Genomic DNA, 23,436 nt, shown 5'->3' with positions numbered 1-23,436 from the left:
GCCGGCGGTCAAGCGCTTGTTATGGGGGGGTAACGAAAGCAGGCCATGAATCGCTTCATGGCCTGCTTTTATTCGTTCAGCTGCCTGTTCCACCCCCGGCACCTCCGGTTCCGCCACCCGCCGCCCCAGTGCCGCCGCCTGCGCCCGAGCCCGAACCACTGGCGCCGCCATTAGTCCCGGTGCCGGTGCCGCCACCCGAGTCCGTGTTACTCCCGGCCGGAGGCGTGCCGGGCGTGTGGTCGGTCGACATGTTCGAGCCGCTGTTGGTCCCCGACTGGGAGCCGGTCGAACTGGAGCCGTCGTTGGACGCTGCAAACGTGGCTGCCGAGGCGACGCATAACAAGCCAGCGAGTAACAGCGAATTGAATTTTTTGGTCATCATGGTCCATCTCCAAAAGATGAGTCGTTACCTGATGTTGGTGCGAAGGGCGGGGTGGTTGGTGCCGGTTGAATGACGAGTGGTCACCCCGACTCAAAGTGGGCGAGCCTTCGTAGGGGTGAGCCTGCTCGCGATGGCGTCCTTTCAGCCAACTCACCATTAACAGACCTGACGCCATCGCGAGCAGGCTCACGCCTACAGAGTTTTGAGGTGTCATCGAGGTCTCTCCATTACGAGGATGGCAAGTCCCGCCGCGGCACCTTTAATCGCCTGCTTCGTTGGCCTTGGCAACTGTCGCCATGCAAACGGGTCATAAGCGGATAACGCCAATCCGCTGCGAGCCTCGGACCATGAAAAACCTGAAAATCGCCACCTTCAATGTCAACGGCCTGCGCGCACGCCTGCCCAACTTATTGGCGTGGCTGGAACGGGAAAAACCGGACATCGCGTGTTTGCAGGAACTGAAGTCGGTCGACACGGCTTTTCCCGCCACCGAGCTTGAAGCGGCCGGTTACGGCGCTATCTGGCAGGGCCAATCGTCGTGGAACGGTGTGGCGATTCTGGCCCGAGAGGCGCAACCGCTGGAGAGCCGACGCGGTTTGCCAGGTGACGACACGGACACCCACAGTCGTTATCTGGAAGCGGCAGTGCACGGCGTGCTGGTGGGGTGTCTGTACTTGCCCAATGGCAACCCGCAGCCGGGGCCGAAATTCGATTACAAACTGGCGTGGTTCGAGCGGCTGATCGCCTATGCCAAGGATCTGCAAAGCAGCGAGCACCCGGTGGTGCTGGCCGGTGACTACAACGTGGTCCCCACCGATCTGGACATCTACAACACGCGCTCCTGGCTCAAGGACGCGCTACTGCAACCGCAAAGCCGCGAGTGTTATCAACGTTTGCTGGATCAGGGCTGGACTGACTCCCTGCGCCATTTGTATCCGGAGGAACGGCTTTACACGTTTTGGGATTACTTCCGCCAACACTGGCAGACCAACTCCGGGTTGCGCATCGATCACCTGCTCCTGAACCCGGCGCTGAGTCCCTATCTGCAAGAGGCGGGTGTCGATGCCTGGGTGCGCAATGAGCCGCATGCCAGTGATCATGCGCCGACGTGGATTCGTGTGAGCTCGCGCAAGCAACATTGATATTGATGGGCGCCGTGATTGGCGAAATCAATTGTCAGTTGAGCAGGCTTATCCCTTATACATGACGGCCATTGGCGGAGAGATCCGCGGCCCCATGCATAAGGACTGAGCAATGAGCGAGCCACGCCTGACCCACCTTGCGTTGTATCTCCAGCGTCTGGGCTTCGACGCGCCCCCGGCGCCGACCCTGGAAACCCTGCGCCAGCTGCAACTGCGCCACACCGGTGCCTTCGCGTTCGAAAACCTCACCACGTTGTCGGGCGAGTCGGTGCTGATAGATCTGCCGTCCATCGAGCAGAAAGTCCTGTTCGACGGTCGCGGTGGTTACTGCTATGAACTCAACAACCTGTTTCTTGCCTTGCTTCAGGAACTGGGCTTCGATGCTCGCGGCATCACCGGCCGTGTGGTGATGGGCCAACCCGAAGGCGCGTGGACTGCGCGCACGCACCGCTTGAGCCTGGTCACGCTGGATGGCGTGCATTACATCACCGACGTCGGCTTCGGCGGCATGGTCCCCACCGCACCCCTGATACTCGATACCGACGCGGAACAACTAACCCCCCATGAACCGTATCGCATTGAACGCCATGAAGACGGCTACACCTTGCGGGCCAACGTCGGCGGCGAGTGGCGGCCGATGTACATTTTCGACCTGCAGCGCCAGGAAGACATCGACTACACCGTCGGCAATTGGTACGTCTCCACCCATCCCGAGTCGTCGTTTACGCGGCAGCTGATGGTCGCCCGAACCGGTGACGGCTGGCGCCGTACCCTGAACAACGGCAGCTTTGCGATACACCGGCTCGGTCACGAAAGTGAACGGCGGCAGGTGGCGAATGTGGGCGAATTGGTCGGGGTACTGCAGAACGAATTCGGGATTCGGGTGCCGGAAAACGAGGGATTAAGGACTGTGCTTGAGCGATTGATTCGCCCAAGCTGAGCCCGTGTTATTGCGGCCTCAGAGCGGTGTGTTCAAGGCGCCATCACCCGATGAATTTCACTGAGCACCTCGGTTAATTTTTTCTCGAGGTCCTTCCGTTCGCCAGGGGTTATCCCTTCCTTGAAATGCCTGGCATTCCCGACAGCCGTGCGCTGTTCGAGCTCAACGGGTGTTTCCCGGTGATTGAGCAGCGCCTGACGCAAGGTGTTATTGATCACCGTCTGATAACCAAACCCCTCGCTCTCGGCAAGAGAGCGAGCGGCCTCTATGACGGCATCATCCAGCATGATGGTGATTCGGGTTTTGCCTTTGCTGCTGGCTATGGCGCCACGCTTGGCATTGCTGAAGTCGTATTCGTCCTGCATCTTCATGGCCTCAATACACACTGTTGAAAGGCATGGTTATGCATATCTAATATGCATAACAAGAAAAAATGGATTTCAAAAATTTTGAGGAGCCAGCAAGCCGCACAGATAAGGCCGAAATAGACACCTGTCCATAATCTGACTGATGAGTTGTATACAACTCTATAGACATTTGTCCTGAGTCTTGCATACAGTGTGCGCATAACAAAAACCAGGGAACCCCCTAACTATGAAAACGCCCCATGTTTCACACCAACGGCCCGAGGATGAAAATCTTGGGATCGGCGCGAATATGGCTTACGGCCTGCAACATGTTCTGACCATGTACGGCGGCATCGTTGCGGTGCCATTGATCATTGGTCAGGCGGCCGGGCTTTCGCCGGCGGACATCGGATTGTTGATTGCTGCTTCATTGTTTGCAGGGGGGCTGGCGACGTTATTGCAGACCCTTGGTTTACCGTTTTTCGGTTGTCAATTGCCGCTGGTACAGGGCGTGTCGTTCTCTGGCGTCGCGACCATGGTGGCGATTGTCAGCAGTGGCGGGGAGGGCGGGTTTCAGTCGATTCTCGGGGCGGTGATTGCCGCGTCGTTGATTGGCTTGCTGATCACGCCGGTGTTCTCGCGCATCACCAAGTTCTTCCCGCCGCTGGTCACGGGCATTGTGATCACCACCATCGGCCTGACGTTGATGCCGGTGGCTGCGCGCTGGGCCATGGGCGGCAACAGCCATGCACCGGACTTCGGCAGCATGGCGAACATCGGCCTGGCGGCGGTGACGCTGGTGCTGGTACTGCTGTTGAGCAAGATCGGCAGCGCGACCATCTCCCGATTGTCGATTCTGCTGGCGATGGTCATCGGCACGGTCATCGCGGTGTTCCTCGGCATGGCAGATTTCTCGTCCGTCACCCAGGGCCCGATGTTTGGCTTCCCGACACCGTTCCATTTCGGTATGCCAACCTTCCACTTCGCCGCCATCCTGTCGATGTGCATCGTGGTCATGGTGACGCTAGTGGAAACTTCGGCGGACATCCTCGCCGTCGGTGAAATCATCGGCACCAAAGTCGACTCCAAACGCCTGGGCAATGGCCTGCGCGCCGACATGCTGTCGAGCATGATCGCGCCGATCTTCGGTTCGTTCACCCAAAGCGCCTTCGCCCAGAACGTCGGGCTGGTGGCGGTGACCGGGATCAAGAGCCGCTTCGTGGTCGCCACGGGTGGTTTGTTTTTGGTGATCCTCGGCTTGTTGCCCTTCATGGGCCGGGTCATCGCCGCCGTGCCGACGTCTGTCCTCGGTGGCGCCGGTATTGTGCTGTTCGGCACCGTGGCAGCCAGTGGTATTCGTACGCTGTCCAAGGTTGATTACCGCAATAACGTCAACCTGATCATCGTCGCCACCTCCATCGGTTTCGGCATGATTCCGATTGCTGCACCGAACTTCTACGATCACTTCCCAAGCTGGTTCGCGACCATTTTCCACTCGGGCATCAGCTCGTCGGCGATCATGGCCATCGTGCTGAACCTGACCTTCAACCACCTCACGGCGGGTAACTCGGATCAGCAGTCGGTGTTTGCGGCCGGTACTGAGCGTGTGCTGCGTTATCAGGATCTGGCAGCGTTGCGTGAAGGGGATTACTTCAGCGAAGGCAAGTTGCATGACTGCGACGGGAAGGAAATTCCGGTGGTGGAGGTGGACCATGGACATGGAGAATCGCATCCGGTGCATGCGAAAAGCAGCGAGCATGTCTGACGGCGACACTCGCTGAAAAAGGCCGATCTGTTGAAGAGACAGATCGGTTTTTTTGTTTTTCCGTCAGCCACAAAAAAGCCCCTGAACCTTTCGATTCAGGGGCTTTTCGATATTGCTGTCTGGCTCCACGACCTGGACTCGAACCAGGGACCCAGTGATTAACAGTCACTTGCTCTACCAACTGAGCTATCGCGGAATGGCGCCTATGTTACTGATTCAAAAAGAGAAGTCAAGCGCCTGTTAGCAACTTGAGCGATTCGTCGGGACAGGCGGTGGTTTATCGACCATGAGCGGTTACCAGAATCGTCCCAGAGGTCTACCATGGCTGCCCGGAAGTGGTCACACGCGCTACCGGCCATTCGCCGAAACAGGTACGCGCCATGAATCATTCAATCCTTACACCTCACACCAACGGGGTGTTCGCATGAGCATCGCTCAGATCAGCTTGCCCAAAGGTGTGGGTCCTCACGCCGAAAAACTGCTCGACGCAATCACCCAGGCCAGCACGGCCGAGGATCTGAACCGTGCCGGTGGCAAGGCCGAGGGTTTTGTTCTGGGCCTGGAAAGTGCCAAGGCGATCAAGAGTCAGATTGCCGAGTCGCTTTATGTCGCCTATGACGACGCCGCCAGCCAGCGTGCTACCGAACTGGCTTAACCGCCGAATGTGAAGGTGCCGAGCATCATTTTGGCGTAGAGCGTTGTGGCGGCCAGTTGCACCAGCCATAAGGCCAGGCCGCCGAGAAACACACCCGCAGCGACTTGCAGTACCAGGTTATTCCCGCGTTTGGCCGGGGTGCGAGGGGCGAAATCGTCCAGCTCATCGCGGTCGGCGCGTAGGTCATCGTTTTTCATGTCGGTTCTCGTAAAATTCCTGGGTGTACACAAAACCATGTGGGAGCGGGCTTGCTCGCGAAAGCGGTCTATCTGACACATTGATGCTGGATGTGCCGCCGTCTTCGCGAGCAAGCCCGCTCCCACATTTGATCTGTGTGCAGTCTAGAGCGCTCGTTCGCTGCGCTGGGAATTATCTGAAGCAAATAAAACGGGAAGCCCAAGGGCTTCCCGTTTTTTTACTACTCGACGACTCAGATCACCGCAACGATGGCCTTGGTCACTGCGTCGATGTTGCTCTGGTTCAACGCCGCCACGCAGATGCGGCCGGTGTCCAGGGCGTAGATGCCGAACTCGGTGCGCAGGCGGGTGACTTGCTCAACCGTCAGGCCGGAGTAAGAGAACATGCCGCGCTGACGGCCGACGAAGCTGAAGTCGCGCTGCGGGGCGTTTTTCGCCAGGGTGTCGACCATCTGGATGCGCATGCCGCGAATCCGCAGGCGCATTTCAGCCAGTTCTTCTTCCCACTGGGCGCGCAGGACCGGGCTGTTCAATACAGCGGCGACGATGCTTGCACCGTGGGTTGGCGGGTTGGAGTAGTTGGTGCGGATCACGCGTTTGACTTGCGACAGCACGCGCGCGCTTTCTTCTTTCGATTCGCTGACGATCGACAGTGCGCCAACGCGCTCGCCGTACAGCGAGAACGATTTGGAGAACGAGCTGGACACAAAGAAGGTCAGGCCGGATTCAGCGAAAAGGCGCACAGCGGCGGCGTCTTCGTCGATGCCATCGCCAAAGCCCTGGTAGGCCATGTCGAGGAACGGCACGTGGCCTTTGGCTTTAACCACTTCCAGCACGTTGTTCCAGTCCGCCGGGCTCAGGTCCACGCCGGTCGGGTTGTGGCAGCAGGCGTGCAGCACAACGATCGAGCCGGAGGGCAGGGCGTTGAGGTCTTCGAGCAGGCCGACGCGGTTTACGTCGTGGGTCGCTGCGTCGTAGTAGCGGTAGTTCTGCACCGCAAAACCAGCGGTTTCGAACAGGGCGCGGTGGTTTTCCCAGCTTGGGTCGCTGATTGCCACGACGGCGTTCGGCAGCAGTTGCTTGAGGAAGTCGGCACCGATTTTCAGTGCACCGGTACCGCCCACGGCCTGGGTGGTGATGACGCGGCCAGCGGCGATCAGTGGCGAGTCATTGCCAAACAGCAGTTTCTGCACAGCCTGGTCGTAGGCTGCGATACCGTCGATTGGCAAGTAGCCACGGGAAGCGTGTTGAGCGACGCGAATCGTCTCGGCTTCGACAACGGCGCGCAGGAGTGGAATTTTCCCCTCCTCGTTGCAGTAAACACCGACTCCCAGGTTGACCTTGTTGGTACGGGTATCGGCGTTGAATGCTTCGTTGAGGCCCAGGATTGGATCGCGTGGTGCCATTTCGACAGCGGAGAACAGGCTCATTTTTGCGGCGGCTCTGAATGGAGAGTGGAGGGACGTGTAGCGCTCCAGCCGAATGCACTAGAGCGGTGCACAAACGGGGAGCTAGTATAGAGGCCATCAGCGGCCGATGGCGACAGACGTTTCGGCTTTTCCTCCAAGTTTTTCCGATTATTTTTCGACCGTTAGTCGATTGTCGTCGTCAAAGGATTCACGGGATGTAGGACGTTTGCCTTGAAAGAGCAGGCAATCGACTCCACATTGAGCACAATCCAGTTTTTTCCTCGGGCGACGTCGGTCGTTTGCGGTCTTTCTCGTTGCTGTCCGGTTTGACCGGTCAGGCGCGACCCCAGGGGTATCGAATGTCTGAATTCCAGCTAGTCACCCGCTTCGAGCCCGCCGGCGATCAGCCGGAAGCCATCCGCCTGATGGTCGAGGGCATCGAAGCCGGGCTGGCGCACCAGACGTTGCTCGGTGTGACCGGTTCCGGCAAGACCTTCAGCATCGCCAACGTGATCGCGCAAGTGCAGCGTCCGACCCTGGTGCTGGCGCCGAACAAGACCCTGGCCGCGCAGTTGTACGGCGAGTTCAAGGCGTTCTTCCCGAACAATGCCGTCGAATACTTCGTTTCCTACTACGACTACTACCAGCCCGAAGCCTACGTACCGTCGTCCGACACCTTCATCGAGAAAGACGCCTCAATCAACGACCACATCGAACAAATGCGTCTGTCCGCGACCAAGGCGTTGCTAGAGCGCAAAGACGCGATCATCGTCACCACCGTCTCATGCATTTACGGTCTGGGCAGCCCGGAAACCTATTTGAAGATGGTCTTGCACGTGGACCGCGGCGACAAACTCGATCAGCGTGCCTTGCTGCGTCGCCTGGCGGACCTGCAGTACACCCGCAATGACATGGACTTCGCCCGTGCGACCTTCCGGGTACGTGGCGATGTGATCGATATCCACCCGGCGGAATCCGATTTTGAAGCGATCCGCATCGAGCTGTTCGACGATGAAGTCGAGAAAATTTCCGCGTTCGATCCGTTGACCGGCGAAGTCACCCGGCAATTGCCACGCTTCACCTTCTATCCGAAAAGCCATTACGTGACGCCACGAGAAACCCTGCTCGGTGCCGTCGAAGGGATCAAGGTCGAGTTGCAGGAGCGCCTGGATCACCTGCGCACCAACAACAAATTGGTTGAAGCCCAGCGTCTGGAGCAGCGCACGCGCTTCGACCTGGAGATGATCCTCGAGCTGGGTTATTGCAACGGTATCGAAAACTACTCGCGTTACCTGTCCGGCCGTGAATCGGGCCAGGCGCCACCGACGTTGTTCGACTACCTGCCGGCCGACGCCTTGCTGGTAATCGACGAATCCCACGTCAGCGTGCCGCAGGTTGGCGCCATGTATAAGGGCGACCGTTCGCGTAAAGAGACGCTGGTGGAATACGGTTTCCGCCTGCCGTCCGCGCTGGATAACCGGCCGATGCGTTTCGACGAATTCGAAAGCATCAGCCCGCAGACGATTTTCGTCTCGGCGACGCCCGGCAATTACGAAGCAGAACACGCAGGTCGCGTCGTTGAACAGTTGGTGCGCCCGACCGGGCTGGTCGATCCGCAAATCGAAATCCGCCCGGCGCTGACTCAGGTCGACGACTTGCTCTCGGAAATCGGTAAGCGTGTCGCGCTCGAAGAGCGGGTGCTGGTCACGACCCTGACCAAGCGCATGTCCGAAGACTTGACCGATTACCTGGCCGACCACGGCGTTCGCGTGCGTTATCTGCACTCGGACATCGACACCGTGGAGCGGGTCGAAATCATCCGTGATTTGCGCCTCGGTACGTTTGATGTGCTGGTGGGGATCAACCTGCTACGTGAAGGCCTGGACATGCCGGAAGTGTCGCTGGTGGCGATTCTTGATGCGGACAAGGAAGGCTTCCTGCGTTCCGAGCGCTCGCTGATACAGACTATCGGTCGGGCGGCGCGTAACCTCAATGGTCGGGCGATTCTGTACGCCGATCGCATCACCGGTTCGATGGAGCGAGCGATTGGCGAAACCGAGCGTCGTCGCGACAAACAGATCGCCTTCAACCTGGCCAACGGCATTACGCCGAAGGGTGTGTTCAAGGACGTCGCCGACATCATGGAAGGCGCCACCGTGCCGGGTTCGCGCAGCAAGAAGCGCAAAGGCATGGCCAAGGCTGCCGAAGAGAGCGCCAAGTACGAAGCGCAATTGCGCTCGCCGGGTGAGATCGCCAAGCGCATTAAAGCCCTGGAAGAGAAGATGTACGCGTTGGCGCGTGATCTGGAGTTTGAAGCCGCGGCGCAGATGCGCGATGAGATTGGCAAGTTGCGGGAGCGGTTGATCACAGTCTGAGATTTGCGGCGCTTGGGATGACCCCTTCGCGAGCAAGCCCGCTCCCACATTAGACCGTGATCGCCTGAACTACGCGGACAAATGTGGGAGCGGGCTTGCTCGCGAAGGCGGCCGACCGAACACTACACTTTCCAGCTAGTGCGCCTCGCCAGCCTTAATCCCCTCCGGCAATTTCTTGGTCAACAAGATCGCCAGCATGCTCACCCCCAACGCAATCCCGACAAAGTGAAACGCATCGTTATAGGCCATGATCGACGCCTGCTGATGCGCAATCTCACTGATTTTCCCCAGCGCCGCCGTCTCATTGCCCAGTCGATCCGCCATCGACGCCAGCCGCTCGGCCACCTGCGGATTGCTCGGCACGATGGCTTCGCGCAAATAATCAAAGTAGGTCTTGGTTCGCGCATCCAGCAGGGTGGCGAGGAGGGCGATGCCAATCGCGCCGCCGAGGTTACGCAGGATGTTGAACAGGCTCGACGCCGAACCCGCGTCCTGCGGCAGGATGTACGCGGTGGCGATCAGCGAAATGGTGACCATGATCAGCGGCTGGCCGAGCGCGCGGATGATCTGGATCTGATTGAACTGCGGCCCGGCGAAGTCCGGGTTCAGCACCCCCGATGAAAAACTCGCCAGCCCGAACAAGCCGAACCCCAACGTACACAGCCACTTCGGCGAAATGTACTTCATCAACTTGGGCACCAAAGGAATCAGAAACAGCTGCGGCACGCCCATCCACATGATCACTTCGCCGATCTGCAAGGCGTTGTAGTTCTGGATCTGCGCCAGGTACAGCGGCAGCAGATAAATCGAGCCGTACAATCCGACTCCCATCCCCAGGCTGGAAATACTCGACAGGCCAAAGTTGCGGTTGCCCAGGATGCCCAGGTTGATCAGCGGGTTGGGCTTGGAAAACTGCACGATCACAAAGGTGATCAGGCTGATCAGCGCGATGCTGCCCAGGGTCACGATCAGGTTCGATTCCAGCCAGTCCTTGCGGTGGCCTTCCTCCAGAAACACCTGCAAGCAGCCGAGCCCGACGCCAAGGGTGAGAATGCCCATGTAATCGGTGCTTTTCAGCAGCTCCCAGTGCGCTTCCTTCTTTTCGAGGCCATACATCAGACCGGCGATCATGATCAGGCCCGGCGGGATGTTGATGTAGAAAATGTACTCCCAGCCCCAATTCTCGGTCAGCCAGCCGCCCAGCGTCGGGCCAATGGAGGGCGCGAAGGTGGCGGTCATGGCGAACATGGCCATGCCCTTGGCGCGGTGGTGCTCCGGGAGTTTGATCAGCGTGAGGGTGAACGCCAGCGGGATCAGCGCGCCGCCGGTGAAGCCCTGTAGGGCGCGGAAAACGATCATGCTTTCCAGGCTCCACGCCATGGAACACAGCAGCGAAGCGAAGAGAAAACCCAGTGAAACCCACACCGCCAGCCGCCGAGCCGAGAGCAATTGCACCAGCCAGGCAGTCAGCGGAATCATGATGATTTCTGCCACCAGGTACGAGGTGGAAATCCACGAGCCTTCTTCCAGGGTGGCCGACAAAGCGCCCTGAATGTCCTTGAGCGAGGAGTTGGTGATCTGGATATCAAGCACGGCCATGAAAGCGCCGAGCATCACGCTCATGACCGCGATCCAGTCCCGCCGGGTCGGTTCGCCGACCGGGCGGATCAGTTGATCACCGGCCATCGTCAGGGGCGTCTTTGATGTTCACTTTGGCGGTGACTGACATGCCCGGGCGGATTCTGCCGCGCAGCGGATTGTCCGCGTCGAACGTCAGTTTCACCGGAATCCGTTGTACGACTTTGGTGAAGTTGCCGGTGGCATTGTCCGGTGGCAGCAGGCTGAACTGCGCGCCCGACGCGGCGAACAGGCTGTCGACGCGTGCCTTGATCGGCGTGTCGCTGTAGGCATCGAAGGTCAGCTCGGCGCTCTGGCCAGGTTGCATGTGGCCAATCTGGGTTTCTTTGAAATTGGCCTGAATCCAGATGTCCTGGTCCGGGACGATCGATAGCAAATAAGCGCCGGCCTGCACCACTTGGCCCTCGCGGGCAGCGCGCTGGCCGATCAGGCCGCTGATCGGCGCGTGGATTTCGCTGCGAGTCAGGTTCAGTTCGGCTTGCGCCAGGTCGGCTTTGGCGTTGGCGATCTGCGCGTCGAGGCGCTTGATCTCGGCATTCAGGGCATTGACCTGCTGACGTTGGCCCTGAGCGTCGGCCTGGGCCTTGGCCACTTGCGAGCGGGCAATGTGGTTGTCGGCGGACAGGGTGGTCACCCGTTCTTCCGAGACGTAACCCGGTTTGCGCAAGGTCTCGGCGCGGTTCAAATCGATGAGCGAGCGGCCGAGGCTGGCCTGGCTGGACGCGACTTGCGCTTCGCTGGCGGCGATCAGGCTCGATTGCTGGGTCAGTTTGCTTTGCGCTTGCAGGCGTTCAGCCTGGCGGGTGGCGAGGGTCGCGTTGGCGCGGTCGACGGCGAGGTCGAAATCGGCGCCTTCGAGCTTGATCAGCAACTGGCCTTTCTCGACGTGCTCGTTGTCGTGCACCAGCACCTGCTCGATGCGCGCGCCCAGCTGGCTCGAGACACGGGTGATCTCGCCCTGAACATAGGCGTTGTCGGTGCTTTCATAAAATCGTCCCTTGAAGAACCACTGGGCAAAAAAGCCCCCGGCAATCAACAGGACGATCAACAGGAAAATAAACAGGCGACGCTTGAGTTGGGCAGGCATGGGGCAGACTGTAGTCGAGAAATTGTAAGGGAAGTTATCAGCAGGTGAATCTGTCATACAGCCGACAAGCGGTAAATGCCATCGGCTGATATTCGGCCATTCGCCAGGGCATACGCGTGTTGTAGGCGCAAACTTGGCTTAAATGCCCTGCTCACTGGAGCCGGGCGGGTATCGCCTGTTACCATTCGCCCTTTGTTTTATCTTCATTTCGAGACTTGCCATGACCACCGTCCGCACGCGCATCGCGCCATCGCCTACCGGGGACCCCCACGTAGGTACCGCTTATATCGCTTTGTTCAACTACTGCTTTGCCAAGCAGCATGGCGGTGAGTTCATCCTGCGGATCGAAGATACCGACCAATTGCGTTCGACCCGCGAGTCCGAACAGCAGATTTTCGACGCCCTGCGCTGGTTAGGTATCGACTGGAGCGAAGGCCCGGACGTCGGCGGCCCGCACGGTCCATATCGTCAGAGCGAGCGCGGCGATATCTACCAGAAGTATTGCCAGCAACTGGTTGAAATGGGCCATGCGTTCCCGTGCTTCTGCACCGCCGAAGAACTGGACCAGATGCGCGCCGAGCAAATGGCTCGCGGCGAAACCCCGCGCTACGACGGCCGTGCGCTGTTGCTGTCGGCAGAAGAAGTCGCGCGCCGCCTGGCCGCTGGCGAGCCTCATGTGATCCGCATGAAAGTGCCGAGCGAAGGCGTGTGCGTGGTGCCGGACATGCTGCGTGGCGACGTCGAGATACCGTGGGATCGCATGGACATGCAAGTGCTGATGAAGACCGACGGCTTGCCGACGTACTTCCTGGCCAACGTGGTCGATGACCACCTGATGGGCATCACTCACGTCCTGCGCGGCGAAGAGTGGCTGCCATCGGCGCCGAAACTGATCCTGCTTTACGAGTACTTCGGCTGGGAACAACCGGAGCTGTGCTACATGCCGCTGCTGCGTAACCCGGACAAGAGCAAGCTGTCCAAGCGCAAGAACCCGACTTCGGTGACGTTCTACGAGCGCATGGGCTTCATGCCGGAGGCGATGCTCAACTACCTGGGGCGCATGGGCTGGTCGATGCCGGACGAGCGCGAGAAGTTCTCGTTGCAGGAAATGGTCGATAACTTCGACCTGAGCCGTGTTTCACTGGGCGGGCCGATTTTCGACGTCGAGAAGCTGTCCTGGCTCAACGGCCAGTGGCTGCGTGACTTGCCGGTGGAAGAGTTCGCTTCGCGCCTGCAGACCTGGGCGCTGAACCCTGAATACATGATGAAAATCGCGCCGCACGTTCAGGGCCGGGTCGAAACGTTCAGCCAGGTCGCACCGCTGGCCGGGTTCTTCTTTGCCGGTGGCGTGAATCCGGATGCCAAGCTGTTCGAATCCAAGAAGCTTTCGGGCGATCAGGTGCGTCAGTTGATGCAGTTGATCCTGTGGAAGCTGGAAAGCCTGCGTCAGTGGGAAAAGGACAGCATCACCGCGACGATTCAGGCGGTGGTTGAATCGCTGGAGCTGAAACTGCGTGACGCCATGCCGTTGATGTTTGCCGCGATCACTGGGCAGGCCAGCTCGGTGTCGGTGCTGGATGCGATGGAAATCCTCGGTCCGGACCTGACGCGTTTCCGTCTGCGTCAGGCGATTGACCTGCTGGGCGGCGTGTCGAAGAAAGAAAACAAGGAATGGGAAAAACTCCTGGGCAACATCGCCTGAGGACGTTTGACCCAGCGGCAACCGCCGGAGGGCGCGATCATTTGATCGCGATCTTCGGCCCTCCCCCCGATTTTCCGGGGGGAGGGCGGTAAGTGATTGTTATGTCGGCAAAAAACTTTGAAATATTTTAAAAATAAGTTTGACAGCTTTTCGATCCGCCATTAAGATTCGCCCCGTCCTCAGCGATGAGGGGCTATAGCTCAGCTGGGAGAGCGCTTGCATGGCATGCAAGAGGTCGACGGTTCGATCCCGTCTAGCTCCACCAATTTACACTTCAAGGCCTGGCCACACCGGCCTTGAAGCGATCAGCACTTAGCGTTGATCTGTTGTATAGAAGGGTTTGCGTCCCCTTCGTCTAGTGGCCTAGGACACCGCCCTTTCACGGCGGTAACAGGGGTTCGAGTCCCCTAGGGGACGCCAGTTTTACAGAAGTAGTGTCGCAAGACGCTGCTCCGCCGCCAGGCGATAAATCGGGGCTATAGCTCAGCTGGGAGAGCGCTTGCATGGCATGCAAGAGGTCAACGGTTCGATCCCGTTTAGCTCCACCAATTTTACAGTTCAAGGTCTGGCCACACCGGCCTTGAATCGATCAGCACTCAGCGCTGATCAGTTGTATAGAAGGTTTTGCGTCCCCTTCGTCTAGTGGCCTAGGACACCGCCCTTTCACGGCGGTAACAGGGGTTCGAGTCCCCTAGGGGACGCCACGATTACCCGCTCTGCGGGATTTTATAAGGGTCATTCAATTATTGAATGGCCCTTTTGTTTGTCTGGCGTTTGGCCAAATCCCCCAATTTCTTTCAAACTGTTCTTCAGACCAGCGGTCACATCCACGACTTGCGAAAAATTATTATGAGAATAATATTCTAGTCGTAATATTCGGAGGCAACGATGAACGATAAAAAAGCTCAAACCCGCGAACGCATCCTTAAGGCTGCCAGTGCAGCGCTGATTCAGCGTGGCCCGGCAGAGCCGAGCGTGGGCGAAGTGATGGGCGCAGCCGGCCTGACCGTCGGCGGCTTCTATGCGCACTTCGAAAGCAAGGACGCAATGATGCTGGAGGCGTTCCAGCAATTGCTCGGACACCGTCGAGGCATGATCGCCGACATGGATGCCGAGTTGACCGGCGAAGAGCGTCGCGCGTTGGTGGCAGCGTTTTATCTGTCACGTAAACACCGTGATTCCTCCGAATCGGCATGTCCGATCCCGGCGTCTGTCGGCGAGTTGGGAAGGCTGCCGGACGCGTTTCGTGTCGCCCTGAATGAACATGTGGAAATGATGGTCGCGCAGTTGGCGGCCAGCCCGGAAGACACCGACAAAGCCCTGGCTGACATGGCCTTGATGGTGGGTGGTTTGGCGCTGGCCCGCGCGCTGGGGCCAGGAGAATTGTCCGATCGATTGCTGCGCGCCGCCAAATCGGCGGTGCTGTGACCTGAAGGCATTGGCCTGAGGAGTGAGAGCGATGAGCACGTTGAAGTGGGTTCGTGGCGTTAATGGCACCTTGGGCTGGTTCGCACCACAACTGGTCGCGAGCAAAATGCGACTGGCATTCATGACCCCGCGAGACCTGCCTCCGCGTGATTGGGAGCTGCCGCTGCTGGCGAAGTCCGAACGTATCACGCTGCGCTTTGGGCTCTCGGCGCTACGTTGGGGCCAAGGCCCGGCCGTGTTATTGATGCACGGTTGGGAAGGGCGGCCGACGCAGTTTGCCAGCATTATCACTGCACTCGTCGATGCGGGTTACAGCGTGGTCGCCCTCGACGGTCCGGCGCATGGTCGTTCACCAGGCGAAGAAGCAAACGTCGTGCTGTTTGCCCGGGCCATGCTCGAAGCCGCCGCCGAGTTGCCGCCACTGCAAGCGGTCATCGGTCATTCGATGGGCGGCGCCAGTGCCATGCTCGCCGTGCAGTTGGGTTTGCGCACCGAAACCCTGGTCACTATTGCCGCTCCGGCGCGGATTCTCGGCGTGCTGCGCGGCTTTGCCAAGTACGTGCGACTGCCGCCCAAGGCGCGTTCGGCCTTCATCCGTCAAGTCGAGAAAGACGTCGGCATGCGCGCCGCGGCGCTGGACGTGGCGCACTATCAGCTCGACATGCCGGGCCTGATCGTCCATGCCGAAGATGACTGCTACGTGTCGGTCAAGGAATCGCAACTGATTCACGAAGCCTGGTTTGACAGCCGCTTGTTGCGTCTGGAAGAAGGTGGCCATCAAAAAGTGCTGGCCGATCCTCGGGTGATTGATGGCGTCTTATCACTCCTGGCCGGCCGCAGCCTGCAATCGCGCCAATCGGCGTAAGCATCCGTTACACTGCCCCGGTCGACATTATCTGACCGGGAGTGAGGCATGAGCTGGGATCGGGCAACGCCATTTATCATAGATCTGCAAGTGGGCGCCGAGGACATCGACGGGCTGGGTCACGCCAATAATGCGGTGTACGTGACATGGCTCGAACGTTGTGCCTGGCGCCACTCGCAGCGTCTGGGCCTTGATCTGGTCGAGTATCGGCGGCTGGACCGGGCGATGGCGGTGGTGCGGCACGAGATCGATTACCTGGCTGCCGCCTACGAAGATGATGAATTGCAGTTGGCAACCTGGATCGTCGATTGGGATCAGCGCCTGAAAATGACCCGACACTTCCAGTTGAAACGCCCGAGCGACAACACCACGTTGCTGCGCGCGCAAACCACCTTCGTCTGCATTGAACTGTCGACCGGCAAGCCCAAGCGCATGCCACCGGAGTTCATCGAAGGCTACGGTCCCGCGTTGTTGCCGCAAGAACTGAATACCACCCAAATCTAATGTAGGAGTGAGCCTGCTCGCGATTCAGACGGCGCGGTTTACCCAGTACGCCGTGTCATTGTCCATCGCGAGCAGGCTCACTCCTACAAGGAATCTGCGATTCCCCGCGCAATCCAGTAAACTGCCGCACGTTTTTCGTTGAGTGTGTTTTTCATGCAAATTGCTTTGGCGCCCATGGAGGGGTTGGTCGACAACATCCTGCGAGACGTGCTGACCCGTGTGGGCGGTATCGATTGGTGCGTGACCGAGTTCATCCGGATCAACGATCAGTTGCTCACGCCTGCCTACTACCACAAGTTTGGCCCCGAACTGCTGACCGGTGCCCGCACCGCGTCCGGCGTGCCGTTGCGCGTGCAATTGCTGGGCTCCGATCCGGTGTGCCTGGCGGAAAACGCTGCGCTGGCGTGCGAGCTGGGTTCCGAGGTCATCGACCTGAACTTCGGTTGCCCGGCCAAGACCGTCAACAAGTCCCGTGGCGGCGCGGTGTTGCTCAAAGAGCCTGAACTGCTCAACGAAATCGTCGAGCACGTGCGTCGTGCGGTGCCTGCGCACATTCCGGTGACCGCCAAGATGCGCCTGGGCTTCGACAGTCCCGACGGTTCGCTGGTCTGTGCCACGGCTTTGGCTGAAGGCGGCGCAGCGCACATCGTCGTGCATGCGCGGACCAAGACCGATGGCTACAAACCGCCGGCGCATTGGGAGTGGATCCCTCGCGTGCAAGAGGTGGTCAAGGTGCCGGTGTTTGCCAACGGCGACATCTGGAGCGTCGAAGATTGGCGTCGTTGCCGTGAAATCAGCGGCGTGGAAGACATCATGCTCGGCCGCGGTCTGGTCTCGCGCCCGGACCTCGCCCGGCAAATCGCGGCAGCGCGAGTCGGTGAAGAAGTGGTCGAGATGACCTGGGCCGAGCTGCTGCCGCTGATCCAGGACTTCTGGCTGCAAGCCAAGGCGCAGATGACGGCCCGCCAATCCCCGGGCCGCTTGAAGCAATGGCTGGCGATGCTGACGCGCAATTATCCGGAAGCAGTCGAGCTGTTTACCGTGTTGCGGCGTGAAACCGAGCTGGATCAGGTTTCCCGTTTGCTCGGTCTGACAGTCGCAGAAGCGGCGTAAAAAAATCTGAAAAAAGTCTCTTGAAATGCAATCAGCGGTCCCTATCTAAGTGTTACGCGATGCCGAATTCGGGTCGCGGAGATAAAAAACCTTGCTGATTGTTTTCAGGAGATTTGAATCATGACTACTGCATTTTCCCTGGCCCCACTGTTCCGTTCCTCGGTAGGCTTCGACCGTTTCAACGACCTGTTCGAAACCGCCCTGCGCAACGAGCCAGGCAGCACCTACCCACCTTACAACGTGGAAAAACACGGTGATGACCAATACCGCATCGTCGTCGCCGCGGCCGGTTTCCAGGAAGAAGACCTGGACCTGCAAGTTGAGAAAGGCGTGCTGACCATCAGTGGCGGCAAGCGCGAAGCGAACGAAAGCGTGACTTTTCTGCACCAGGGCATCGCCCAGCGTGCGTTCAAACTGTCGTTCCGCCTGGCGGACCACATCGAGATCAAGGCCGCTGACCTGCGTAACGGTCTGTTGAGCATCGACCTGCTGCGCATCGTTCCAGAAGAGGCGAAAGCCAAACGCATCCCGATCAACGGGGCGCAAAAACCGGCTCTGCAGCACTGAGTCATGCGAAGAAATACATTCGTCTGAACAGGCTGTAACCCGCGGAATGAAGGCCCCGACATGTCGGGGCCTTTTTGTTTTCTGGCAAAAACTGCAATGCGGACTTTGCTGCCTTGCGACGGCTTCTCTACAATCCGCGCCAGTTTTGCCGACTCCCATTCTGCCTGGTCGGCCTGGAGCTTTTTTTCATGGAAGAGATACAACAGCGTTGGCTGTGCGGGCTTTCCGCGCCGATGGTGGCCCTCAATCCTCGTGCCGAATACGACGAGCCTGCGTTTTACTCCAATCCGCAATTCATCGACCTGCAATGCAGCTGGGGCATCAATGAGCGGCCGCAGTTGCTGGGCATGCTTGAAAGAATGACCGATGACGGCCACGCCACTCACCTCGAACCGGCGTACCGCTCATGGCAGCGCTGTTTGCCCAGTGATTGGCAGGCTTTGCTCGATACACTGGATGCCCGTGAGCGCATCTTGCATGAGTTTGCCAGCCGTACCTTTGAAGGCTGCGGGGCGGGTGGAATCCAGGCGTGGGATTTGGGACGTATGGGTTTCCTCTTGCGTTGCGCGGTGCGAAACGAGTGGATCGATCTCTCCGAGAGCCTTTGGCTGCACTGGCGTCTGGCAGTCAGGGCGCAATATCACTACGACGACTGGTTTTCTTATTTCAACGGATTTCTGACAGGTCGTGCATTTTGGGGGTGCCTGAGCTGCAGTGACGAGACGCTTGCATTTGAACTGGACCGACAAGGAGAGTGTTCGAGCAGTCTGCGTATCGCTCACGGCCTGAACCAAAACATGCCTGCTTTTCTGGCTGGTTTGCCTTGGCACCTGGATTTCGATCCGCCGCAACGCCCGGCGTCCCTTGGGGAGTTCGACTGGTCATGAGTTGCTGGAATCGCTTGGGCATAGAGCCCACCAAAGACCAATTACTGATTCGAGATGCCTATCGCGCGCGTCTGCCTGAGCATCACCCTGAAAGTGATCCCGCTGGCTTTCAGGCACTGCGTGAAGCCTATGAAAACGCTACCCGATTCGCCCGGCAGGAAGAGGTCGAAATCGAGGAGGAGGTCGCTGGTGTCCCTGAGATGCCGCAAACCGTGGTGGATTTTTACGCGTTGCTCGAAGATCCGGAGCGGCGATTCAATCTGGAGGCCTGGCAACGGTTTGTCAGAGCACTGGATCAATTGCCGCTCGAGGCCCTTGATGACTTGAGTTGGGGACTGTTCCACCCCTTGGCCAACGCCGGTCCATTGTCTAACCGCTGCGCGAATCTGTTGGCGCAACGGATGGCATGGGAGCACCAGTTGCTGGATCTTGAGTTCGACCAGGCCAGCCGGGTCGAAGCATTCCTGCAACGCATCAAGCAGCCTGACCCGTTCGACACGACACTTATGGGCAACTGGTCCGAGCCTGGACAGTTGGAAACCCTTTGGTATGCCCGCAGCCTCGACTACATCTTCGAGCAGCGTCCGCTCCATGAATTCGTAGACTTCGCCAGCCATCACACCTGTTTGCCGCTGCCGGCGGATGACGTTTTCATCAAGCGTTTGGTGGTGCAGTTTACTCAGGCGGGTATCGGTGGTGCCGGTCTGTTGCAGCTGTGCGCCGAACAACAAGCGCAGACGCCAGACGATGTCGATTGGCTTTTTATGTTGGCTTGCCAAAACAGCTTGATGGGGCTGGAGGATCAGGCACTCCCTTGCTGGATCCGGCTCTGGCAGGAGCATCGTCACCCGAAGGCCGAAAGCCACCTGTTGGCGCTTTGCGCTAAGCGTCAGCCGGATGTTCTCGCGTTGCTGATTCAGGCGTTTGACCGGCTGGAAGGCTTCCGCGATTGGTCCAGTGACCTTGCCGATGTCTCCGTGGAATATGGCAGCCCATCACAGCGTCCCGAAACGCTGACGCGCTGGCTTGGAGTCAGGAAGCTCAATCTTCAAGGCTTGGCAGGTGCGTTTGTCGATTGGCGAATGACCGGGGATGAACTGCCGCTGCTGGCATTACTTCTAGGCGCGTGTGCGGATTCGCGCTTACAACGTCTGTATCAGCATGCATGGGCCTTGCACCGCGGGGATGTGGGGTTGCTGCAACAGTTGTTGGATGAGCCTTACCCGGTTGATGCGCTTGAAGGTCTGGTAATCAGCGGCTTCAAGTATCAGGCAGAGCAGCACCTTCGCTGGTTGAATCAGGCGCCGATCCCATTGGCGATGAAGACCTTTCTCAGCAGTCGTTCAGTTCATCCACGGCTGGCCGAGGAACTGACAAAGGGCGAGCCCCAACAGATTTGCCGCCTCTGGCTGCGCCGGTTGCGGGTTTACGATCAGACTGCGCTGGTGCGAATCGATCAGTCATTTGATCTACAAGACGCGCAAGCGGATGTGAGCTTGCGTGAGTTGAATCTGTTGGTGGAGTTGGGGGAGGAGGGTGCGTTCCTACCGGTCATCGCACCAGGCGAGGACGCGTGGCAATGGCACGCGCAAAGCATGTTCCTGCTGGCGTTGCTTGATCAGCCAGAGCGTTGGCTGGCAATGATCGACTCGCAATGTCTGGAACGGCTGGACGTTGACGTGGCCCATCCGCTGAGCCGGCTCCAACCGTTATTGCGGCGATTGCAACGCGAACAAGGCAACTGCGCCGGTTTGCTGGGATGGCTGCAAGGTACGGATCCGGTTCATGGCTTGCTTGTGCAAAAGCTGTTGAATGTGCAGCAGGCTCTCGAAAGCGCCGCGTTGCCTGGTAATGCACAACTTTACACTTGCATTGAAAGTGATCCGGACGCCTGTGGCGAGGATGTGCTCGGGCTGATGCTGCTCTGGGGTGTGCTGTATCACGATCCGAGCCTCGATGCGGAGCAGCATCGCGCGCTGTTGCAATCCATAGCCGCCATTAGCTGTGAGGATGACTGGTTCGAAGCATTTCGTGATGGCTTGATCGAAGGCGATCCTGTGTGGCCACCTGACAAAGTGCTGACGGATTTCGGTGTTGAGAAACTGGTCGTTTATCAAGCCCTCGACACGCTAAAAAGCCTGGTTCGTCATGGTGCCGCAGGGGTGCCGAGGAATAAGGTGCTAAGGGTGTTGCAGTACGGCAAAGATGATACCGAGAACAGCGTCGGCCTCCGTCTCGCGTTGACCTCGCTTTTGTCCTGGAACGAACGCCTGCTGTTGACCAATAGCAACACTCGACCCGTACCTGCCACTGCTTTCTGGCGTCTGGGTTCCCGGTTGGGGCGCAAGGCGTTTTTCTGGCAGGTGCTGGGTTGTGTGCTGATCACACCTTATCTGGCGTTGATGAGCGGCACTGCGCTCTCGGGTATTGGCGTGCTTCTGCTGGGCGTCGCGTTGTTGCTCGGCGCGATTTTGCGCCGATTGCATGACATGGGGCGCGGGATTCCCACGTTGTTGATCTTTGGCTGCCTGTCGCTCGTGCTGCCATTCATGCCTTTGCTGCTATTTGGCTTTCCCGGCGACAAACTGCCCAACCGCTACGGGGTGCCGCCGGACAGCGGTAGTGAAGACACGTTGTCTGCTGGTTTGCAGGCGGCCCTGCGGCGGCTAAACGGTTAAAGACGCAGTTCATCCAGGGCTTTTTCGAGCTGTGAGCGATGGCTGGCAATCTCCACCGATTGCTGGCCGCCGAGCACAGCAGTAAAAGTATCCAGCCAACTGGCGATCTGCTCGCGCTCTTCGCCCAGGCTTTGCATCCAGGCCCGCTCTAGTCGCGCCAACAGGGTGCGATTGGGCAATGCATCACGTGGATGAATTTTCAGTGCGCTGAGCCGTTTATGGCTGTTTTGTCGGGATTGCTCATCGAGACCCGTGGGGCTGCGGTCGATGCTGTGGCTGTGGCGTCCACCGCTGTCCAGCAGGGTCACGTCGACTTCGAGCAAGCCATTGATGTCGTAGCTGAAGCGCACATCCAGGGCCTGGGTCTGCTCACTGGGTGTCAACGTGACGTCGAAGGAATCGATAAAAATATTGTCCCGTACCCACGGTCGTTCACCCTGATAGACCGCAATGCGGATAGACGCTTGCCGCGGATGGGTGGTGTAAAAACGTTGCACCTTGGACGTCGGGATCACAGTGTTGCGCTCAATGATTGGCGAGAAAGCGCCGCTGACGTCTTCACCGCGATTGGTCGAAATGCCGAGGGTGTATGGGCAGACGTCAGTCAGGATCAGTTCTTCGATTGCACTATCGCGGGCCTTGCATGCCGCTTGGGTCGCGGCGCCCAGCGCGACAATCGTGTCCGGGTCGAGGTGCCGATAGGGCAGGCGCCCGAAGAGCGTGGCGACCATTTGTTGCACGACGGGCATCCGTGTGGCGCCGCCCACCATGACCAAACTGTCAAGGTCCCGGGGCTTGAGCCGGGCATCACGCAGGGCTTGCTCGATGGGCGCGCGCAGTCGGGCCAGCAGCGGCTCCCAGATTTTTAGCGCACCCACTTCATCCAGTGACCACTCGCGCAAGGCGCCGGCGCCGTTCCAGCTCAGGTGCTGGGTGCCTTCACTGAGTTTGCATTTCAGTTGCTCCAGCGCATCGCCAAGGCTGGCCAGCCCTTGGCTGTCGACTGCCGACGGAGTTAGCTGCCAGTCCTTTAGACAGGCCTGCAGCAATGCAGCGGTAAAATCTTCGCCGCCCAAGAAGTTATCGCCAGTGGAGGCGTGCACTTCGATCAGTGGCAATGCATATTCCAGCACCGTCACGTCGAACGTACCGCCGCCCAGGTCGAAGATCAGCGTGCGCTCGAATTTCTGCTCATGCAGCCCGTAGGCCATGGCGGCAGCCGTCGGTTCGTTGATCAGCCGCGATACGGTCAGGCCGGCCAGTTCGGCGGCGAACAGCGTGCGCTTGCGTTGCTCGTCGCTGAAATATGCCGGTACTGAAATCACCGCCTCGTACACTGGGAGGCCCAGCCAGGCTTCGGCATCTTGCTTGAGCGAGCCGATCACCAGCGCCGAAAGTTCTTCTGGGCTGAATTGCCGCCCGCCCAATTCGAACTGCTTGTCACTGCCCATGAACCGCTTGAACGCTGCCACTGTGCGTTCCGGGTGGGTGGTCAGGCGTGCGCGGGCGGCTTTGCCCACCAGAATGCTGTCGTCCTCATCAAGGCTGATTACTGACGGAGTCAGGACATCGCCGAGGGCGTTGGGAATCAAATGTGCCCGACCGCCTTGCCAGACGGCGATCAGGCTATTGGTGGTCCCAAGGTCGATACCCAGCAAGGCCGGGCGGGGGAGGGTTGCATCCTGCATGGTTGATCTCTTTGAGGCGGTACAAAAAAACGCGACCCTACAGGCTGAGAGAAAAACTGGCAATTGG

Annotated in this window: 20 protein-coding genes and 5 tRNA genes; 17 read left to right on the top strand and 8 right to left on the bottom strand. The window is 59.0% G+C overall.

What is annotated here, in order from left to right; all coding sequences use genetic code 11:
* Nucleotides 1-76: 76 nt before the first annotated feature.
* Complete coding sequence (locus tag EAH78_RS07660; RefSeq protein ID WP_140667041.1) at nucleotides 77-382, bottom strand: hypothetical protein; 306 nt, start codon at nucleotides 380-382, stop codon at nucleotides 77-79.
* 347 nt (nucleotides 383-729) lie between these two features.
* Between EAH78_RS07660 and xth the strand changes: the two genes are divergently transcribed.
* A complete protein-coding gene (gene xth / locus EAH78_RS07655) occupies nucleotides 730-1,524 on the top strand; it encodes an exodeoxyribonuclease III (RefSeq protein ID WP_140667040.1) in 795 nt (264 codons plus the stop codon).
* A gap of 112 nt (nucleotides 1,525-1,636) precedes the next feature.
* Nucleotides 1,637-2,464, top strand: coding sequence for an arylamine N-acetyltransferase family protein (locus EAH78_RS07650; RefSeq protein WP_140667039.1), 828 nt, complete (start codon nucleotides 1,637-1,639; stop codon nucleotides 2,462-2,464).
* Between the two features lie 32 nt (nucleotides 2,465-2,496).
* Here EAH78_RS07650 and EAH78_RS07645 read toward each other — a convergent pair whose 3' ends face one another.
* Nucleotides 2,497-2,829, bottom strand: coding sequence for a BrnA antitoxin family protein (locus EAH78_RS07645; protein ID WP_140667235.1), 333 nt, complete (start codon nucleotides 2,827-2,829; stop codon nucleotides 2,497-2,499).
* Between the two features lie 229 nt (nucleotides 2,830-3,058).
* On the opposite strand from EAH78_RS07645, the gene EAH78_RS07640 reads away from it, so the two are divergent.
* Nucleotides 3,059-4,576, top strand: a complete 1,518-nt coding sequence (locus EAH78_RS07640) for a nucleobase:cation symporter-2 family protein (RefSeq protein WP_140667038.1) — start codon at nucleotides 3,059-3,061, stop codon at nucleotides 4,574-4,576.
* 120 nt (nucleotides 4,577-4,696) lie between these two features.
* Here EAH78_RS07640 and EAH78_RS07635 read toward each other — a convergent pair.
* Nucleotides 4,697-4,772, bottom strand: a tRNA-Asn gene (locus EAH78_RS07635).
* A gap of 228 nt (nucleotides 4,773-5,000) precedes the next feature.
* Between EAH78_RS07635 and EAH78_RS07630 the strand changes: the two genes are divergently transcribed.
* Complete coding sequence (locus EAH78_RS07630) at nucleotides 5,001-5,231, top strand: hypothetical protein (RefSeq protein WP_027921605.1); 231 nt, start codon at nucleotides 5,001-5,003, stop codon at nucleotides 5,229-5,231.
* On the opposite strand, the gene EAH78_RS07625 is transcribed toward EAH78_RS07630, so the two are convergent.
* Entirely contained in the window at nucleotides 5,228-5,428 is a 201-nt protein-coding gene (locus EAH78_RS07625; RefSeq protein ID WP_140667037.1) for a hypothetical protein, read from the bottom strand. The genes EAH78_RS07630 and EAH78_RS07625 overlap by 4 nt on opposite strands.
* Before the next feature lie 233 nt (nucleotides 5,429-5,661).
* Nucleotides 5,662-6,858, bottom strand: a complete 1,197-nt coding sequence (locus EAH78_RS07620; protein ID WP_140667036.1) for an amino acid aminotransferase — start codon at nucleotides 6,856-6,858, stop codon at nucleotides 5,662-5,664.
* A gap of 338 nt (nucleotides 6,859-7,196) precedes the next feature.
* Between EAH78_RS07620 and uvrB the strand changes: the two genes are divergently transcribed.
* A complete protein-coding gene (gene uvrB / locus EAH78_RS07615; protein ID WP_140667035.1) occupies nucleotides 7,197-9,212 on the top strand; it encodes an excinuclease ABC subunit UvrB in 2,016 nt (671 codons plus the stop codon).
* Between the two features lie 135 nt (nucleotides 9,213-9,347).
* Here the strand turns inward: uvrB and EAH78_RS07610 are convergent, their stop codons facing one another.
* Nucleotides 9,348-10,898 (bottom strand): MDR family MFS transporter, encoded by a 1,551-nt coding sequence (locus tag EAH78_RS07610; protein ID WP_140667034.1) that lies wholly within the window; start codon nucleotides 10,896-10,898, stop codon nucleotides 9,348-9,350.
* A complete protein-coding gene (locus EAH78_RS07605) occupies nucleotides 10,888-11,937 on the bottom strand; it encodes an HlyD family secretion protein (protein WP_140667033.1) in 1,050 nt (349 codons plus the stop codon). Before EAH78_RS07605 ends, EAH78_RS07610 begins: the two co-directional genes overlap by 11 nt.
* Nucleotides 11,938-12,157: 220 nt before the next feature.
* Between EAH78_RS07605 and gltX the strand changes: the two genes are divergently transcribed.
* From gltX to EAH78_RS07545, 12 genes are all read left to right on the top strand, one after another.
* Nucleotides 12,158-13,639 (top strand): glutamate--tRNA ligase, encoded by a 1,482-nt coding sequence (gltX, locus tag EAH78_RS07600; RefSeq protein WP_140667032.1) that lies wholly within the window; start codon nucleotides 12,158-12,160, stop codon nucleotides 13,637-13,639.
* Nucleotides 13,640-13,828: 189 nt separating this feature from the next.
* Nucleotides 13,829-13,904 (top strand) — tRNA-Ala (locus EAH78_RS07595).
* A gap of 79 nt (nucleotides 13,905-13,983) precedes the next feature.
* Nucleotides 13,984-14,059, top strand: a tRNA-Glu gene (locus tag EAH78_RS07590).
* Nucleotides 14,060-14,111: 52 nt separating this feature from the next.
* Nucleotides 14,112-14,187, top strand: a tRNA-Ala gene (locus EAH78_RS07585).
* A gap of 80 nt (nucleotides 14,188-14,267) precedes the next feature.
* A tRNA-Glu gene (locus EAH78_RS07580) sits at nucleotides 14,268-14,343 on the top strand.
* A gap of 184 nt (nucleotides 14,344-14,527) precedes the next feature.
* Nucleotides 14,528-15,067, top strand: a complete 540-nt coding sequence (locus tag EAH78_RS07575) for a TetR/AcrR family transcriptional regulator (RefSeq protein ID WP_027921598.1) — start codon at nucleotides 14,528-14,530, stop codon at nucleotides 15,065-15,067.
* 31 nt (nucleotides 15,068-15,098) lie between these two features.
* Nucleotides 15,099-15,932, top strand: a complete 834-nt coding sequence (locus EAH78_RS07570) for an alpha/beta fold hydrolase (protein ID WP_140667031.1) — start codon at nucleotides 15,099-15,101, stop codon at nucleotides 15,930-15,932.
* A gap of 48 nt (nucleotides 15,933-15,980) precedes the next feature.
* Entirely contained in the window at nucleotides 15,981-16,436 is a 456-nt protein-coding gene (locus tag EAH78_RS07565) for an acyl-CoA thioesterase (RefSeq protein ID WP_140667030.1), read from the top strand.
* Between the two features lie 153 nt (nucleotides 16,437-16,589).
* Complete coding sequence (locus EAH78_RS07560) at nucleotides 16,590-17,549, top strand: tRNA dihydrouridine synthase (RefSeq protein ID WP_140667029.1); 960 nt, start codon at nucleotides 16,590-16,592, stop codon at nucleotides 17,547-17,549.
* Between the two features lie 120 nt (nucleotides 17,550-17,669).
* Nucleotides 17,670-18,116 carry an Hsp20 family protein gene (locus EAH78_RS07555; protein ID WP_140667028.1) on the top strand — a complete coding sequence of 149 codons (447 nt, stop codon included), beginning with the start codon at nucleotides 17,670-17,672 and terminating at the stop codon, nucleotides 18,114-18,116.
* 188 nt (nucleotides 18,117-18,304) lie between these two features.
* Nucleotides 18,305-19,003, top strand: a complete 699-nt coding sequence (locus EAH78_RS07550) for a DUF1266 domain-containing protein (RefSeq protein ID WP_140667234.1) — start codon at nucleotides 18,305-18,307, stop codon at nucleotides 19,001-19,003.
* A complete protein-coding gene (locus EAH78_RS07545) occupies nucleotides 19,000-21,681 on the top strand; it encodes a DUF805 domain-containing protein (protein ID WP_140667027.1) in 2,682 nt (893 codons plus the stop codon). The genes EAH78_RS07550 and EAH78_RS07545 overlap by 4 nt, the downstream gene beginning before the upstream one ends.
* Here the strand turns inward: EAH78_RS07545 and EAH78_RS07540 are convergent.
* Entirely contained in the window at nucleotides 21,678-23,369 is a 1,692-nt protein-coding gene (locus EAH78_RS07540) for a molecular chaperone HscC (protein WP_140667026.1), read from the bottom strand. The genes EAH78_RS07545 and EAH78_RS07540 overlap by 4 nt on opposite strands.
* Nucleotides 23,370-23,436: the final 67 nt, after the last annotated feature.

Source organism: Pseudomonas arsenicoxydans, from assembly GCF_006438915.1.
GTDB classification, from domain to species: Bacteria; Pseudomonadota; Gammaproteobacteria; order Pseudomonadales; family Pseudomonadaceae; genus Aquipseudomonas; species Aquipseudomonas arsenicoxydans_A.
This window is presented reverse-complemented; position numbering and strand designations above follow the sequence as displayed.

Excerpts from the sequence above, each read along its gene's own strand:
- EAH78_RS07660 (WP_140667041.1), bottom strand. The coding sequence starts at position 382 with ATGATGACCAAAAAATTCAATTCGCTGTTACTCGCTGGCTTGTTATGC.
- xth (WP_140667040.1), top strand. The coding sequence starts at position 730 with ATGAAAAACCTGAAAATCGCCACCTTCAATGTCAACGGCCTGCGCGCA.
- EAH78_RS07650 (WP_140667039.1), top strand. The coding sequence starts at position 1,637 with ATGAGCGAGCCACGCCTGACCCACCTTGCGTTGTATCTCCAGCGTCTG.
- EAH78_RS07645 (WP_140667235.1), bottom strand. The coding sequence starts at position 2,829 with ATGCAGGACGAATACGACTTCAGCAATGCCAAGCGTGGCGCCATAGCC.
- EAH78_RS07640 (WP_140667038.1), top strand. The coding sequence starts at position 3,059 with ATGAAAACGCCCCATGTTTCACACCAACGGCCCGAGGATGAAAATCTT.
- EAH78_RS07630 (WP_027921605.1), top strand. The coding sequence starts at position 5,001 with ATGAGCATCGCTCAGATCAGCTTGCCCAAAGGTGTGGGTCCTCACGCC.
- EAH78_RS07625 (WP_140667037.1), bottom strand. The coding sequence starts at position 5,428 with ATGAAAAACGATGACCTACGCGCCGACCGCGATGAGCTGGACGATTTC.
- EAH78_RS07620 (WP_140667036.1), bottom strand. The coding sequence starts at position 6,858 with ATGAGCCTGTTCTCCGCTGTCGAAATGGCACCACGCGATCCAATCCTG.
- uvrB (WP_140667035.1), top strand. The coding sequence starts at position 7,197 with ATGTCTGAATTCCAGCTAGTCACCCGCTTCGAGCCCGCCGGCGATCAG.
- EAH78_RS07610 (WP_140667034.1), bottom strand. The coding sequence starts at position 10,898 with ATGGCCGGTGATCAACTGATCCGCCCGGTCGGCGAACCGACCCGGCGG.
- EAH78_RS07605 (WP_140667033.1), bottom strand. The coding sequence starts at position 11,937 with ATGCCTGCCCAACTCAAGCGTCGCCTGTTTATTTTCCTGTTGATCGTC.
- gltX (WP_140667032.1), top strand. The coding sequence starts at position 12,158 with ATGACCACCGTCCGCACGCGCATCGCGCCATCGCCTACCGGGGACCCC.
- EAH78_RS07575 (WP_027921598.1), top strand. The coding sequence starts at position 14,528 with ATGAACGATAAAAAAGCTCAAACCCGCGAACGCATCCTTAAGGCTGCC.
- EAH78_RS07570 (WP_140667031.1), top strand. The coding sequence starts at position 15,099 with ATGAGCACGTTGAAGTGGGTTCGTGGCGTTAATGGCACCTTGGGCTGG.
- EAH78_RS07565 (WP_140667030.1), top strand. The coding sequence starts at position 15,981 with ATGAGCTGGGATCGGGCAACGCCATTTATCATAGATCTGCAAGTGGGC.
- EAH78_RS07560 (WP_140667029.1), top strand. The coding sequence starts at position 16,590 with ATGCAAATTGCTTTGGCGCCCATGGAGGGGTTGGTCGACAACATCCTG.
- EAH78_RS07555 (WP_140667028.1), top strand. The coding sequence starts at position 17,670 with ATGACTACTGCATTTTCCCTGGCCCCACTGTTCCGTTCCTCGGTAGGC.
- EAH78_RS07550 (WP_140667234.1), top strand. The coding sequence starts at position 18,305 with ATGGAAGAGATACAACAGCGTTGGCTGTGCGGGCTTTCCGCGCCGATG.
- EAH78_RS07545 (WP_140667027.1), top strand. The coding sequence starts at position 19,000 with ATGAGTTGCTGGAATCGCTTGGGCATAGAGCCCACCAAAGACCAATTA.
- EAH78_RS07540 (WP_140667026.1), bottom strand. The coding sequence starts at position 23,369 with ATGCAGGATGCAACCCTCCCCCGCCCGGCCTTGCTGGGTATCGACCTT.